Here is a 15,845-nt window from a genome sequence, read left to right as displayed (position 1 = left end):
GTTTCGTTCAGTTTTCAAAGAGCTACTCGGTCGCTCATTTGCGACTCCCTTATGTTAACATCTTCATGTTTCAATGTCAACTAAGTTTTTCATTTCGTTTGCCGCGTTCTGCGTTATTACATCGGCGACTTTTCCTATATTACACCTCTATACTCTAATCGTCAACATATTTTTCTAAAAAAATATAAAAAGGCTTATTTCTTTTAAAATAAGCCTTTTTATCAAATATCATTCTATTCATTTATTATTTTTCTATAATTGGTAACGAGACGATAAACTGAATAATACCATCCTCATATTCTGCTCGAATACTACCACCTTGCAGCTCAACAATACTTTTCGCAATCGCTAATCCAAGTCCCGATCCTTCTGTTACTCTACTTCTAGATTGATCCTTCTTATAAAAACGTTCAAACAAACTCCCTAACTCTTCTCTCGTAAACTCTTCACTATGATTCGCAATTACAATTTGTATATCCCGGCGCTGCCTTTGAAGAGAAACTTTTATCTCCCCATCATCTTTACTATACTTAATCGCGTTCATTAATAGATTATCAAATACACGTACCATCTTTTCCGAATCAACCGCTGCATAGGCACGTTCCTCAGGAAACTTCTTAACAAACGCAAGTCCATGCTCTTCCGCCTGCGGTACTAACTCTTCTATTAATTGCTCCAATAACTCATTTATACAAACCTCTTGTTTTTCTAATACAACTTGCTCATTTGTTAACTTCGTATACTCAAATAAATCTTCTATTAAATTCTTTAACTGCTCCGACTTCGCAAAAGCAATTCTCGTATACTCATCATGTTGTTCTTTATTTTCATATTTAGAATCTCGAAGTAATCGCAAGTAACCCATAATAGAAGTCAGTGGTGTACGCAAATCGTGAGATACATTCGTAATAAGCTCATTCTTTTGCTTCTCTAATTTACGTTCCTTTTCTATATTATTCATAAGCTCTTCTGCCATATTATTAATATTCTCAGTTAAAGACGCAATCTCGTCCTCACCTTTCTTCTCAATACGATACGCTAAGTTGCCTTTTTCTATTTCCTTTACACCTTGTGCCATCGCTTCAATTTGCTTCATCTTTCTCTTTGTTATATAGAAGAAAGAGAAAATAAATACGAGTACACCTATAAAAAATGGAAACGGCCCTTCTTGCGTATGATATCTCACTTCACCTCCCGGAATCCCACTAACAAACATGTATAAATTCTTATCTTCTATTGTAATAGGTGCAAAAGCTATAAATTCTTTTCTTATATTTTCAAATGCATCTTGGCCATTTGAATAGTTGATTGCAAATGATGCTGCATTACGAATTGTATTGTGCAAATCAATTTGTTCTTCTTGTGCCTGCTTCGTCTTATATACAACTTTGCCGCTCTCGTCAGTAACCAGTACTTTTAAAGCTCTAGATCCTCGTTCTAAATTTTGGTTCTCCATTTCGATCATATTGGATATAGCTTCTAATTTATTTTCGTGAACTGAACTATTCGCCACGCTTTGAGCTTGTTGGTGAATTTCTCTCATACCAGACCGATAATCGATTGTCGCCTGCCGATTCGCATTCTCAAAAAAAGGTGCTGCTCCCTTTGCAAAAAAAAGCCCTAATAACGCACAAGCAGTAAACGCAGTAATAAGTTGGATTCGTATACTCCGTTTCACACTCTTCACTATCTTTCCAATTAATTCTCGAATTTTCCTAACATAAGTAAATGGATTAAATATCTTTTTCAATCTTATACCCCACTCCCCATACTGTTTTTATATATATTGGCTTCCTTGGATTCTCCTCAATCTTTTCACGCACTTTCCGAATATGAACCATTACCGTGTTATCCGACTGGAAAGATCTTTCGTTCCAAACCTTTTCATAAATTTGTTCCGCGCTAAAGACCATCCCAGGATTACGAGCTAGTAATTCTAAAATCGAAAATTCCCTCGGGGTCAGTTTCACTTCTTCTCCATCTACAATGACTGTATGGGTTGAGATGTTTATCTTCATCTCTCCAATTTCTAGCTCGTCCTCATTTTGAAGAGCAAAACCATTCATCTTCATATAACGACGTAACTGAGATTTAATTCTTGCGATTAACTCTAACGGATTAAATGGTTTCGTTACGTAATCATCTGCACCTGTTGTTAATCCTAAAATTTTATCCATATCTTGCGTTTTCGCAGAAAGCATAATAATTGGCATTTCTTTCGATTCTCTTACTTTCATACACATATGAATACCATCTACCTTTGGCATCATAATATCTAATACGACTAGATGTACTTCATTTTCTTCTAGTAAACGTAATCCTTCTTCTCCGTCTCCTGCTTGCAACACTTTATATCCTTCATTCTTTAAATAGATTGTAATAAGATTTCTAATTTCTTTTTCATCATCTACGACAAGTATTGTTTCGTGCGCCAAAATATCTCCCCCATCACTTTTTTAATCCCTAACTTCTATTATAGGAAAACTTCTGAAGAAAAACGCTCGGAAATCCTTAAGATTTTCTGAAGACGCAAAAAAGGTCTAGACTCCCCTTAAGTCTAGACCTTTCAAAAACCCCTTTTATTTACGAACGTAGATGAAATATAGTACGAATAAAACTCCCATAACATACATAATTGGATGAATCTCTTTACGACGACCACTTACTACCATTGTAATTGGATAGAAGATAAACCCGATTGCAATCCCTGTCGCAATACTATACGTAAGTGGCATTGAAATGATTGTAAAGAATGCTGGTACTGCAATCTCGAATTTCTTCCAATCAATTTCGCCTAAAGATGAAACCATCAAGATCCCTACAATAATTAATGCTGGCGCTGTTACAGCTGGTGTTACAACGCTTAATAATGGCGAGAAGAATAGTGCCAGCAAGAAGAATCCTGCTGTTACAACTGCTGTAAATCCAGAACGTCCACCCGCTGCTACCCCTGCAGACGACTCAATGTAAGACGTTGTTGTTGATGTACCTAGGATCGCACCGATTACAGTTGCGATCGCATCTGCGAATAACGCTTTTCCTGCACGTGGTAATTTATTATTCTTCATTAATCCAGCTTGATTTGCAACCGCTACAAGTGTACCTGCTGTATCAAAGAAATCGATAAAGAAGAACGTTATAATAACAATCACCATTTGAACAGTGAAAATGTCTCCAAAGTGAGTTAACGCCACACCGAACGTTGGTTCTAGACTCGGTATTGCTCCCACTACAGCTTTTGGAGTATCAATTAATCCTGTCGCTACTCCTAAGATTGCTGTAAGAATCATACCGTAGAACACTGCACCATTAACTTTCTTAATCATGAAGATGATTGTAGTAACAACCCCGAAGATTGCTAGTAACGTTGTGCCCTTTGTTAAATCCCCCAATCCAACAAGAACAGCATCATTTTTCACGATAATTCCGGCATTTTGGAATCCAAGGAAAGCAATAAACAATCCAATACCTGCCGCTACTGCAAACTTTAACTCTGTCGGAATTGCATTAATGATTTTTTCACGAATACCTGAAGCTGTAAGAATAATAAAGATAATACCTGACATTAACGTTCCAGCAATTGCTGTCTGCCACGGAATTCCCATCGTCAAAACTGCCGTATAAGCAAAGAACGCGTTAATTCCCATACCCGGCGCCAAAGCAATCGGATACTTCGCGAATATCCCCATAATTAACGAACCAATCGCTGCTGCTAATGCTGTAGCAACGAATACTGCACCTGGATCCATTCCTGTACCTGCTGGTAACCCTTTAACATTTCCAAGTGACAGCGTAGCAGGATTGACAAATAATACATAAGCCATAGATAAAAATGTCGTTAAACCTGCTATGAACTCTGTTTTATAATTTGTGCCGAGTTCATCAAACTGAAAATAGCGTTTCATCTTACGTTTCCCCCGTTATATGATTACTCGCCGTAATCTCCCTAGCCCTCTTTTATCTATTAAAAATAAAAAAGGCTTCCATTGCATATACATGGAAGCGTTCTATGAATAAAGACAAGTTTCCCCTCATCTTTATCTAAACGCCTCGTAGTCAAGCCATTTACGGTAGCTAGGTAGAAACTTTCGGGCCATATCCCCGATATTATACGACGGCATAATATTCACTTTTCGTTTAAATTACATACTCATATTAACTCGATGAAGTAGTTTTGTCAATTTAAAAACGAACATTTTTACAAACTTTTGCATTTTCGTTCGTATTAAGAGCGAAACACAAAAGATCCATCTATGCATGAGCAATAGATGGATCTCTTTTTATAATACTATTCCCACTCAATAGTTGCTGGTGGCTTACTTGTTATATCATACACGATACGGTTAACGTGTTTTACTTCGTTTACGATACGTACAGAGATTTTCTCTAATACGTCCCAAGGGATACGTGCCCAGTCAGCTGTCATACCGTCGATAGATGTTACTGCGCGGATACCTACTGTGTAATCGTAAGTACGCTCGTCACCCATAACACCTACGCTACGCATACCAGGAAGCGCAGTGAAGTATTGCCAAACTTCACGGTCTAAGCCCGCTTTAATAATTTCTTCACGTAAAATCGCATCAGATTCACGAACGATTTCTAATTTCTCTTCTGTGATTTCACCTAATACACGAATACCAAGACCAGGGCCCGGGAATGGTTGACGCCATACGATTTCATCAGGAATTCCTAGTTCTGATCCTAATACACGTACTTCATCTTTAAATAACGTGTTTAAAGGCTCAATTAATTTGAACTGCATGTCTTCTGGAAGACCACCAACGTTATGGTGAGATTTAATTGTTTGTGCAGTTGCTGTACCACTCTCAACGATGTCTGTATAAAGTGTACCTTGCGCTAGGAAGTCCATTCCTTGTAATTTAGAAGCTTCATCATCAAATACGTAAATGAATTCATTACCGATGATTTTACGTTTTTGTTCTGGATCTTCTACACCTTTTAACTTGTTCATGAAGCGTTCTTGTGCATCCACTTTAATAACGTTCATGTGGAAACCTTCGCTGAATGTTTTCATAACGCCTTCTGCTTCACCTTTACGAAGTAAACCGTGGTCAACGAAAATACATGTTAATTGGTCACCGATTGCCTTATGAATTAATACTGCTACAACAGAAGAGTCTACACCGCCGCTAAGTGCGCATAGTACTTTTTTGTCTCCAACAGTTTCACGGATTTTCTCTAATTCTACTTCGATAAAGTTCTCCATGTTCCATCCTTCAGAACAACCACATGCGCCGAATACGAAGTTTTTAATTAAATCGTTACCGTGCTCAGAATGACGTACTTCTGGGTGGAATTGTACACCGTATAAGTTTTTGTCTTCATTGCTCATACCAGCAATTGGACAAGACTCACTTGTTGCATCTACTACGAATCCTTCAGGTAAACCAGTTACTAAGTCACCATGGCTCATCCATACAACTTGCTCTTCTGGAAGGTTCGCATATAATTTTGATTCGTTCTCTACTTTAAGAACAGCTTTTCCGTACTCACGGTGGTTTGCACGTTCTACTTTACCACCGAAGTGTTGCGTCATAAGCTGCATACCGTAACAAATACCGAAGATCGGTAATCCTAGTTCAAAGATTTTTTCATCACAATGTAATGCGCCTTCACCGTATACACTATTTGGTCCACCAGAGAAGATAATCCCTTTTGGATTCATTGCTTTAATTTCTTCTGCAGTAATTGTATGTGGATGAAGTTCACTGTATACACCGAACTCACGAATTCGACGTGCTATTAACTGATTGTACTGACTCCCAAAATCTAAAACGATAATTGTATCATGCTGCTTCTTCAAAATAATCACCCCAACGTTAGTTCTCGTATATAAATATTTTTACCAATTAGGCAAAAAGCATTACTAATATAATAAAAAAAGCCAGTCCTCCGCCTCTAGTCTCATAACAAAGAAAAGGCAGGGGTCTGGCTTTATAAAGAAAGATAGTCTTCCGCTCTTTATAAATATAAGACGCACTGCCTTCATAGTCAGGTTGTTTACGGTAACCCGGTAGAGACTCTCAAACCATATCATCGAGGATATATGAAGGATTTTTTTATATTATCTCCCTAGATTCTAACAATGAAGTATCGATATGGTCAAGAGAGAAAGCGACAAAATTCTACAGAAATTAATTTCCTTTTCTAAAAAACATAAAAAAACATCCATTTCTATATAGAAATGGATGTTTTTCGAGCAAACGGAATTACATCATTCCGCCCATACCGCCCATGCCCATGCCGCCCATGTCAGGCATTGCTGGTGCATTTGGTTCTGGTTTGTCAGCTACTACAGCTTCAGTTGTTAAGAACATAGCTGCAACAGATGCTGCGTTTTGAAGTGCAGAACGAGTTACTTTAGCTGGGTCTACGATACCAGTTTCAAGCATGTTAACCCACTCGCCAGTAGCTGCGTTGAAACCAACGCCTACTTTTTCGCCTTTTAGACGCTCTACAACTACAGATCCTTCTAGACCAGCGTTGATTGCGATTTGACGAACTGGCTCTTCTAGTGCGCGAAGTACGATGTTGATACCTGTTGCTTCGTCGCCTTCAGCTACGATAGAAGCTACTTTCGTGTATACGTTCATAAGTGAAGTACCACCACCTGCAACGATACCTTCTTCTACTGCTGCACGAGTTGAGTTAAGTGCATCTTCAATGCGAAGTTTGCGCTCTTTTAACTCAGTTTCAGTTGCTGCACCTACTTTAATTACTGCTACGCCACCTGCAAGTTTTGCAAGACGCTCTTGTAATTTTTCACGATCGAATTCAGAAGTAGTTTCTTCTAATTGCGCGCGGATTTGACCGATGCGAGCTTCGATTTGTTGTGAATTTCCGATACCTTCAACTACAGTTGTGTTTTCTTTCGTTACAACAACTTTACCAGCACGTCCTAAAGATTCAATTGTAGCAGATTTTAAGTCACGACCTAATTCTTCAGTGATTACTTCGCCACCAGTTAAGATTGCGATATCTTCTAGCATTGCTTTACGACGGTCACCAAATCCAGGAGCTTTAACAGCTACTACATTGAATGTACCACGAAGTTTGTTCACTACTAATGTAGCTAAAGCTTCGCCTTCTACATCTTCAGCGATGATAAGAAGTGGTTTACCTTGTTGTACCACTTGCTCTAACACTGGTAAGATTTCTTGGATGTTAGAAATCTTCTTATCAGTAATTAAGATGTATGGGTTATCAAGAACTGCTTCCATTTTGTCAGAATCAGTAATCATGTAAGGAGATGCATATCCACGATCAAATTGCATACCTTCTACTACGTCTAATTCTGTTGTAAATCCTTTAGATTCTTCTAAAGTAATAACGCCGTCGTTACCAACGCGCTCCATTGCTTCAGCGATTAATTGACCTACTTCTTCGTCAGCTGCAGAAATAGCAGCTACTTGTGCGATAGAAGATTTACCTTCGATTGGTTTAGAAATCTCTTTTAATTCTGCAATTGCAGCAGTAACAGCTTTTTCGATGCCTTTACGAAGACCCATTGGGTTCGCACCAGCTGTTACGTTTTTAAGACCTTCACGAATCATTGCTTGTGCTAATACAGTTGCAGTTGTTGTTCCGTCACCAGCTACATCATTTGTTTTGCTAGCAACTTCTGCTACTAATTTTGCACCCATATTTTCGAATGCATCTTCTAATTCGATTTCTTTTGCGATTGTTACACCATCATTTGTAATAAGTGGTGAACCGAATTTTTTCTCAAGTACAACGTTACGACCTTTTGGTCCAAGCGTTACTTTTACTGCGTTTGCAAGAGTGTCGACACCGCGAAGCATCGAACGACGTGCTTCTTCACTAAATTTAATATCTTTTGCCATAATAATTGACCCCCTTGAATTTTTTAAGATTTATATAATTAACCGATAACTGCTAAAATGTCACTTTCACGTAAAATCAAGTAGTCAGTACCTTCATATTTTACTTCAGTACCTGCATATTTTGAGAAGATGATAAGATCACCTGCAGCTACCTCTAGAGCAACACGCTCACCATTTTCAAGCACTCGACCAGTACCTACTGCAATAACTTTACCCTCTTGTGGTTTTTCTTTTGCAGTGTCTGGTAATACAATACCACTTGCTGTTTTTTCTTCTGCTTGAACAAGCTCAATTACAACGCGATCACCTAATGGCTTTAGCATGAACAATAACCTCCTCATTTTGTTATGTAAATTTTATTTATTAGCACTCAAGTCACCCGAGTGCTAACACACTTATAATAATAAATAATCTCAATTTCTTTTGCAAGTAAAAAAATCATAATTTTTTCGCAAATTAAGCTATACACTTTTCTATATAGAGTCCCTCTTCTTCTACCTTTACTATATGAATCGTTGTTTCCCCTACTCGTATGTTACAATATGAAAGGACACCCTAAGTTGTTTTCGCTATACACACAACTTTCTCCTGTCTTCTATTATAATTTCAAATAAGGATTTACGAAAAAAACATAATTTAAGCGAGGTTTATATCGTAGGTAGCATACTTACATGTTATCCTACCTTATCTCATACACTAGAGTTAGAAAGGATGGTTAAACCATTTGAAAAAACAATATTGGTGGGTTATCGTTACATACATTTTAATGCAGTTATCATCCATTGCTGGATTACCACTTCTGCTGAAAACTGGACTTTATGATAACAGGGGATTTACTAGAGAAGAGAAATTTCAACTCATAACTGGCCACTGGGCAATCATTAGCTTCTTTATTGCATTATGTATCGTACTTTGGTTACTTAGAACAGATATTCGTGACAGACGTTTAGATACAATGCGCTCTACTGTTCCAGCTACGATTGGTTGGATTTTTATCGGGTTCTTCCTAGCATTTTTCTCACAAAGTATTGCCGGTATGATAGAAATGCGTGTATTAGGAATTAAACCTGGATCAGAAAATACAGCAAGACTTATGGATATCGCAAAAACGACACCTTGGTTCCTTATCGTTATCTCTATAATAGGACCTATTTTGGAAGAAATCGTATTTAGAAAAATTTTATTTGGTACACTTTATAAGAAGTTTAACTTCTTTATTGCTGCTATCATTAGTTCTCTTGTATTCGCAGCAATTCATTTTGATTTCACTCACTTATTGGTATACACTTCTATGGGGCTCGTATTCGCCTTTTTATATGTAAAAACGAAGCGTATTATCGTCCCTATCGCAGCTCATGTTGCAATGAATACATTAGTTGCAGTTGCTCAAGTTTTAATGAGCAATGAACAAATTCAAGAAATGATTAAAGAAGCTGAAAAAATGCAAGGCTTTATCGGAGGATTTTTAGTATGAGGAACTCACCATTGTTCATGGCTGCATTGTACTTCCTTCTAGGATGTATCTTTACACGCTTCGCCATTACGAACATAACAGATACAATCTGGAATATGTGGACAATACTATTTGCAGTTATGGCAACAATTGATTTTAATTTGGCACTTCGCCTTATCTTAGTTAAATTCACAAAGAAAAAACAATAATAAAACGCAGAGGTCGCTTCCTCTGCGTTTTATTGTGGATAATTCTTTAAAAAGTAAACAAGTGTTTGTAACTCTACCGCTAAATCAATATGGTGAATTCTTATATTATCTGACACATTTAAGCGCGCTGGTGTGAAATTTAAAATACCATGCACGTTCGTTTCTGCCAATCTATCTGCTACAGATTGTGCTACTGTAGCGGGTACTGTTAATATTGCCACTTGTATATCAGTTGATAAACGTTCTTCTAATTCATCTAAATGATATACAGGAATGCCCCCGATTTCTGTCCCGACTTTCTCTTCACTAACATCAAACGCCATTTCAATTTTTGTATTATTATTTTTCGTGAAATTATAATGTAAGAAAGCGGTCCCTAAATTACCTACTCCAATAAGTGCTACACGTGTTATATCATCTTGGTCGAGTGTTTCACGGAAAAATGATAATAAATAATTTACGTTATATCCATAACCTTTTTTCCCTAACGCTCCAAAATATGAAAAATCTCTTCGAATCGTTGCGGAATCAACTTTTACCGCTTCACTCAATTCGGCTGATGAAACACGTTGCTTACCAGAAAGAGATAAGTTTTGGATAAATCGATAGTATAGAGGCAATCGTTTGGCAGTGGCCTGTGGAATTTTTTGCTGCTCCATATAACCTCTCCTCTCTTCCTATCTTTATTCATATACTTGAATCAAATACAGAAGTTTAGCACTCATGAATTTCCCTGTATAATAAAGAGAAGAAGTATTCTCTCTTTATTTTAAACTATACACTATTTTTAGTATGATTGAGAAATATAAACATGGCAAAGTTAAGAAATTATTTGAGGTGAAAACATTGATTTTATTACAAGTAAACGCGCTTACGAAATTATACGGTGCCGAAACGATTCTTGCAAACATAAAATTGGAAGTTCAAACGAAAGATCGTATCGCATTAGTCGGACGAAATGGGGCCGGAAAATCTACACTATTAAAAATAATAGCTGGTGAGCTATCTCATGATGGTGGCGAAATTATAAAACCAAAAGATGTCTCAATCGGATATTTAGCTCAAAATACCGGTTTAGAAACGTCTTTAACAATTTGGGATGAAATGTTAACCGTCTTTACACACTTGCAGCAAATGGAGACAAAACTTCGAAGGCTAGAGCAAGAGATGGGAAAAGAAGAAAACTTTTCAAACGAGGCTACATATGAAAGATTATTAGCTGATTATGACCAATTGCAATTAGATTATAAAGATCAAGGTGGATATCAATATGAAGCAGATATTCGCTCGATTTTAAGTGGTCTTGGCTTCCCAGTTGAAACGCACCAGACGACGATTTCTACATTAAGCGGTGGACAAAAAACACGATTAGCTCTCGGTAAATTATTATTAACGAAACCAGACCTACTTATTTTGGACGAGCCTACAAACCATTTAGACATCGAAACATTAACATGGCTTGAACAATATTTACAAGGCTATCCTGGCGCAATACTAATCGTTTCCCATGACCGTTATTTCTTAGATAAACTCGTTACACAAGTATATGAAATTTCGAATAAAGAAAGCAGACGATTTGTTGGTAACTACAGTAAATATTTAGACTTAAAATCAGCATTATACGAGCAAGACATGAAACGTTATGAAAAACAACAAGATGAAATCGCTAAGCTTGAGGATTTCGTTCAAAAAAATATAGCGCGCGCATCTACGACAAAACGTGCTCAAAGCCGTCGTAAACAATTAGATAGAATGGAATTATTGACTAGACCATTAGGTGATTCTAAGTCAGCATCCTTCCACTTCGATATCGAAAAACAAAGTGGAAATGATGTTTTACAAGTAAAGGATGCAACTATCGGCTATGATGATGATCCGATTATTGAACATGTAACTATGCGCTTAACTCGCGGGGATAGCGTTGCTTTAGTTGGTCCAAACGGAATTGGAAAATCCACATTATTAAAATCACTTGTGAATAAGTTACCACTATTAAATGGTGATGTTTCTTTCGGATCCAATGTATCTGTTGGTTATTATGATCAAGAACAAGCAAACTTAACATCTTCTAAGCGAGTTTTAAATGAGTTATGGGATGAATATCCCTTGCAGCCCGAAAAAGAAATTCGCACGATATTAGGTAACTTCTTATTCACAGGGGATGATGTACTAAAACCAGTATCTTCTCTTAGTGGTGGACAAAAAGCTCGATTAGCTCTTGCAAAACTTATGATGCAAAAATCAAATTTATTAATTCTCGATGAACCTACGAACCATCTTGATTTAAATAGTAAAGAAATTTTGGAGAATGCTTTAATTGATTATCCAGGCACCCTTCTATTTGTTTCACATGACCGCTACTTTATTAATCGTGTAACGACGACCGTTGTTGAGTTGTCAACAGAAGGTGCACAAGAGTATTTAGGCGATTACGATTACTATGTGGAGAAGAAAAATGAAATGATTGAACGTGCAGCATTTGAACAACAAGAACAGCAAGAAAACCAAGCACCTGTTCAAAAAACTGTAGCGCAAGAAAAATTAAATTATCTCGAAGAAAAAGAGCGTAAACAATTAGAACGTCAACGCACTCGAAAAATTGAGGAACTAGAACAAAATATTGTAGAATTTGAAGAAGAAATTGCTACGTTAGAAGATCAACTTTGCTTACCAGAAATATATGCAGATTATGAAAAGGCTAGTGAAATTACAACGAAAAAGCAAACACTACAAGAGCAACTTGATGCTTGTATGGCAGAATGGGAAGAATTACATTTATAAGAGTATGAATAAGAAGGATGTCTCATAAGTCGGGATTTTTGACTATGCGACATCCTTTTTATCTTCTAGCTAGGGTATAAACGATTCGACACGACATACCGATTTACCGACAAAGTTTGACAATGTTGGCTCGCCCCTATAATAAGGACACATTTCAAAATGTTTTTTAGAGATATCTTCTTGCGATTTATTTCCCAAAAAAGAATACATTCAAAGGTCAGACTTCATCTACTTTATCCACAGGTTTATACACATATCCACCTTTATAAAATAAACCCCAAAATAACTTTTCCACATTATCCACAAATCTCAAAAAAGTTATCAACATTTTATATACACAATAAAACCCACATTATCAACAGATAATATGGGTTTTATCCACAAGCTGTGGTTAATTTTGTGCATAACTATTCTTCAATATCTAATCCTGGATTTGCATTTAGAGCTAATGTAGCACGTTTTCCTTGTTCGTATGCAATTGTACCTGCGGCTGCAATCATCGCTGCATTATCGGTACATAAAGATAGTGGAGGAATAATTAGCTCGATATTTTCTTTTGTCGCAAATTCCGCTTCCAAACGTGCGCGAAGTCCTTTATTCGCAGCTACTCCACCAGCAAGAAGCAGTTGCTTTACGTTATACGCTTCTGCTGCACGAGATGCTTTCGTTACAAGCACATCTATTACACTCGCTTGGAAACTTGCTGCTAAATCTTCCGGTGCAATTTCTATCCCGCGTTGTTTCGCGTTATGCACAGTGTTGATAACTGCTGATTTCAATCCACTGAAACTGAAATCATACGAATCAGGTTCTAGCCATGCACGAGGCAAATCGATTGTCGGTTCCCCTTCATGTGCAAGGCGATCAATGTGAGGACCACCTGGATATGGCATGGATAATGTTCGAGCTACTTTATCATATGCCTCTCCAGCTGCATCATCTCTTGTTTCACCAATCACTTCGAATGAACCATGTTCTTTCATATAAACAAGCTCCGTATGTCCACCAGATACAACAAGTGATAGTAGTGGGAATTGAACTTCTTTTACTAAACGGTTCGCATAAATGTGCCCAGCTATATGATGAACACCCACTAGAGGAATATCATGTGCAAAAGCCACTGCTTTCGCTGCATTTACTCCTATTAAAAGCGCTCCTACTAACCCAGGTCCTTCTGTTACAGCAATTGCATCAATATCATCAAATGTGATATTTGCTTCTTTTAAAGCTTCTTCTAACACAACTGTAATTTCTTCTACATGATGACGTGATGCAATCTCTGGTACAACTCCGCCAAAACGTTTATGACTTTCAATTTGTGATGCGACGACATTCGCAATAATTTCCGTTCCATTTTTAACAACTGCTACTGCTGTTTCATCACAACTTGTTTCAATACCAAGTATAATCGTATTTTTTTCCATTATATATTCACCCACATTACGAGACCATCTTCCTGATTGTCTGCATAGTATCGTTTACGAATTCCACCATTTTGAAATCCGTATTTTCTGTATAACTGTTTTGCTACTTCATTTGATACACGTACTTCAAGCGTCATCGTTTTTACCCCTAAATCTTTCGCTTCGGAAATAACTTCTTTCAATAAAGCATCCCCTAGCTTTTGACCTCTGTATTCTGGCAAAATAGCTACATTTGTTATATGTGATTCATCAATAATTATCCACAATCCACAATACCCAATTACACGACCATCTTTTTCTAGCACAACATAATGTGCATGTTCATTCGTCGTTAACTCACGGTGAAAGGCATCCGCAGTCCAAGGAGTTGAAAAAGACGCTTCTTCAATAGCTACAATTTGAGCGATATCATCGAGTTCCATCTTTCTAAATATCATATCCATCTTCTGCAAGCTCCTACTTGTTTTGACTTTCTAACCACTTTGTTTCAGCTTCAGCTAAACGAAGATAACTAGGAACAAATGAATGTACATCTTGTTCTTCTTTTTGTAACCCTAAGAAAGCTAACTCACTTGGTCTTGGGTTATTTTTAGTGAAGGGAGCAAATACAGCTTGGTTGCCTAAATGTTCGATAATCGTCTCTTTGTGCAGTTTAACATCGTTACCAATAAATAAAACAGGCTTTCCTGTATCTTTTAACATTTGCAACCAGTCTACAATAAGGATGATTCGGTCTTCTTCTATAGAAGTTAAATGCTCTCCTTCATATGTATATAACCCAGTATAAATTTGTCCGCGTCTTCCATCGAATAAAGGACAGATTAATCCATCAAAATTAGCACCGTTTGCAGCCACTACTTCTAAACTTGATACACCTACAATTGGTATTTGAAGTGACCAAGCTAATGTTTTTGCAGCTGTCACACCTATGCGAACACCTGTATATGATCCAGGTCCAGCAGCTACAACTATTTTAGTTAATTCTTTCGGTTTTACACCACATTCTTTTAACAATTTCTCTACAGCTGGCATAAGACGTACAGAATGGTTTTTTGTTAAGTTTGTAATGATTTCCCCAATTACGTTTCCTTCCTCAATAAGGGATACACCCATTACGTAATTTGAAGTATCAATTGCTAGTACTTTCATCTTGTAATAGCTCCTCACATAATCTAATATATCGATCTCCAATTGGCTCGAGTACAATTTTCCTTGTATCATCTCCAGCATGGAATAAACTAATTTGTAACTTCTCATTTGGTAAAAATGCTTCTATTAAATGAGCCCATTCTACTACAGTAATTCCTTCACCGTAGAAATACTCATCAAAACCTAAGTCCTCTTCACTTTCTGCTAAGCGATACACGTCCATATGATATAGCGGCAATCTCCCTTTATATTCTTTAATAATATTAAAGGTAGGACTATTTACAACTCTTTTCACTCCAAGACCTTTTGCTAGTCCTTTTGTAAAAGTTGTCTTACCAGCCCCTAGGTCTCCTTCTAAAATAATTACATCTTGTGCCCCAACAAGTCCACCTAGTTTTTCTGATAATCTTTGTGTTTCCTCAGAAGAGTTTGTTGTTATTTCATATTTACTCACAGACTTCACCTACTTTACTCACAATGTTCTCTGCTCTTTATTATACAGGTTTTGAATATATAAAAAAGTCCTTAGGAGTTTTCCTAAGGATAGTTTGACTGTCTTTATTAGTTTTTTGTTAAAACAAATAAAAAAATACGAAACAACATGTTTCGTTCTTTTCTTTATATAAAATGGCGGTCCCGACCGGGGTCGAACCGGCGATCTCCTGCGTGACAGGCAGGCATGTTAACCACTACACCACGGGACCATTTGGTTGCGGGGACAGGATTTGAACCTGCGACCTTCGGGTTATGAGCCCGACGAGCTACCGTGCTGCTCCACCCCGCGATGATATAAATAGCCTGGCAACGTCCTACTCTCACAGGGACAAGGTCCCAACTACCATCGGCGCTAGAGAGCTTAACTTCCGTGTTCGGTATGGGAACGGGTGTGACCTCTCTGCCATCATTACCAGACTGTATTCATTTAAGACAAGAATCATCATAACTTATTTAACTTTTAAAG

Annotated in this window: 14 protein-coding genes, 2 tRNA genes, 1 rRNA gene and 2 riboswitches; of the genes, 3 read left to right on the top strand and 14 right to left on the bottom strand. The window is 37.3% G+C overall.

Translation table 11 applies throughout. The features are described 5' to 3' along the window. Positions 1–244 precede the first annotated feature (244 nt). From DT250_RS24085 to groES, 6 genes are all read right to left on the bottom strand, one after another. Entirely contained in the window at positions 245–1,750 is a 1,506-nt protein-coding gene (locus DT250_RS24085) for a sensor histidine kinase (RefSeq protein ID WP_149213788.1), read from the bottom strand. After that, the gene (locus DT250_RS24080; RefSeq protein ID WP_087981820.1) at positions 1,734–2,435 is read right to left on the bottom strand and encodes a response regulator transcription factor; all 702 of its coding nucleotides are present in this window, start codon (positions 2,433–2,435) and stop codon (positions 1,734–1,736) included. The genes DT250_RS24085 and DT250_RS24080 overlap by 17 nt, the downstream gene beginning before the upstream one ends. 144 nt (positions 2,436–2,579) lie before the next feature. Next, positions 2,580–3,905 carry an NCS2 family permease gene (locus DT250_RS24075; RefSeq protein ID WP_000833103.1) on the bottom strand — a complete coding sequence of 442 codons (1,326 nt, stop codon included), beginning with the start codon at positions 3,903–3,905 and terminating at the stop codon, positions 2,580–2,582. A 128-nt stretch (positions 3,906–4,033) separates the two neighbouring features. Then, positions 4,034–4,135: riboswitch (purine riboswitch) on the bottom strand. Positions 4,136–4,288: 153 nt separating this feature from the next. After that, positions 4,289–5,827, bottom strand: a complete 1,539-nt coding sequence (gene guaA / locus DT250_RS24070) for a glutamine-hydrolyzing GMP synthase (protein WP_000743912.1) — start codon at positions 5,825–5,827, stop codon at positions 4,289–4,291. Positions 5,828–5,992: 165 nt separating this feature from the next. Next, positions 5,993–6,094, bottom strand: a riboswitch (purine riboswitch). A 139-nt stretch (positions 6,095–6,233) separates the two neighbouring features. Then, the gene (groL, locus tag DT250_RS24065) at positions 6,234–7,868 is read right to left on the bottom strand and encodes a chaperonin GroEL (protein ID WP_001029984.1); all 1,635 of its coding nucleotides are present in this window, start codon (positions 7,866–7,868) and stop codon (positions 6,234–6,236) included. 38 nt (positions 7,869–7,906) lie between these two features. After that, positions 7,907–8,191: a co-chaperone GroES gene (gene groES, locus DT250_RS24060; protein WP_000917306.1), complete on the bottom strand. Its 285-nt coding sequence runs from the start codon at positions 8,189–8,191 to the stop codon at positions 7,907–7,909. A gap of 401 nt (positions 8,192–8,592) precedes the next feature. On the opposite strand from groES, the gene DT250_RS24055 reads away from it, so the two are divergent. Both DT250_RS24055 and DT250_RS24050 read left to right on the top strand, forming a co-directional pair. Then, positions 8,593–9,342 carry a CPBP family intramembrane glutamic endopeptidase gene (locus DT250_RS24055; protein WP_087981823.1) on the top strand — a complete coding sequence of 250 codons (750 nt, stop codon included), beginning with the start codon at positions 8,593–8,595 and terminating at the stop codon, positions 9,340–9,342. Beyond that, a complete protein-coding gene (locus DT250_RS24050) occupies positions 9,339–9,530 on the top strand; it encodes a YdiK family protein (protein ID WP_149213787.1) in 192 nt (63 codons plus the stop codon). Before DT250_RS24055 ends, DT250_RS24050 begins: the two co-directional genes overlap by 4 nt. Before the next feature lie 29 nt (positions 9,531–9,559). Here DT250_RS24050 and DT250_RS24045 read toward each other — a convergent pair whose 3' ends face one another. After that, positions 9,560–10,189, bottom strand: coding sequence for a redox-sensing transcriptional repressor Rex (locus tag DT250_RS24045; protein ID WP_000437704.1), 630 nt, complete (start codon positions 10,187–10,189; stop codon positions 9,560–9,562). A gap of 187 nt (positions 10,190–10,376) precedes the next feature. On the opposite strand from DT250_RS24045, the gene DT250_RS24040 reads away from it, so the two are divergent. Next, complete coding sequence (locus tag DT250_RS24040; protein ID WP_000602169.1) at positions 10,377–12,311, top strand: ABC-F family ATP-binding cassette domain-containing protein; 1,935 nt, start codon at positions 10,377–10,379, stop codon at positions 12,309–12,311. Positions 12,312–12,718: 407 nt separating this feature from the next. Here DT250_RS24040 and tsaD read toward each other — a convergent pair whose 3' ends face one another. From tsaD to rrf, 7 genes are all read right to left on the bottom strand, one after another. Further along, on the bottom strand, positions 12,719–13,735 hold the full coding sequence (gene tsaD / locus DT250_RS24035) for a tRNA (adenosine(37)-N6)-threonylcarbamoyltransferase complex transferase subunit TsaD (protein WP_000414582.1): 1,017 nt from the start codon (positions 13,733–13,735) through the stop codon (positions 12,719–12,721). Beyond that, positions 13,735–14,178, bottom strand: coding sequence for a ribosomal protein S18-alanine N-acetyltransferase (rimI, locus tag DT250_RS24030; protein ID WP_000367200.1), 444 nt, complete (start codon positions 14,176–14,178; stop codon positions 13,735–13,737). The genes tsaD and rimI overlap by 1 nt, the downstream gene beginning before the upstream one ends. A gap of 13 nt (positions 14,179–14,191) precedes the next feature. Next, positions 14,192–14,884, bottom strand: a complete 693-nt coding sequence (tsaB, locus tag DT250_RS24025) for a tRNA (adenosine(37)-N6)-threonylcarbamoyltransferase complex dimerization subunit type 1 TsaB (RefSeq protein WP_048542995.1) — start codon at positions 14,882–14,884, stop codon at positions 14,192–14,194. After that, positions 14,865–15,338: a tRNA (adenosine(37)-N6)-threonylcarbamoyltransferase complex ATPase subunit type 1 TsaE gene (gene tsaE, locus DT250_RS24020; protein WP_000049636.1), complete on the bottom strand. Its 474-nt coding sequence runs from the start codon at positions 15,336–15,338 to the stop codon at positions 14,865–14,867. Before tsaE ends, tsaB begins: the two co-directional genes overlap by 20 nt. 174 nt (positions 15,339–15,512) lie before the next feature. Further along, positions 15,513–15,588: transfer RNA gene (locus tag DT250_RS24015), tRNA-Asp, on the bottom strand. 3 nt (positions 15,589–15,591) lie between these two features. Next, a tRNA-Met gene (locus tag DT250_RS24010) sits at positions 15,592–15,668 on the bottom strand. Positions 15,669–15,680: 12 nt separating this feature from the next. Further along, positions 15,681–15,796, bottom strand: a 5S ribosomal RNA gene (rrf, locus tag DT250_RS24005). Positions 15,797–15,845 lie beyond the last annotated feature (49 nt).

The organism is Bacillus sp. AR2-1 (assembly GCF_008368755.1).
Classification (GTDB): Bacteria; Bacillota; Bacilli; order Bacillales; family Bacillaceae_G; genus Bacillus_A; species Bacillus_A wiedmannii.
The sequence above is the reverse complement of the archived record's forward strand: the minus strand, read 5'-3'. Positions and strand labels throughout refer to the sequence as shown.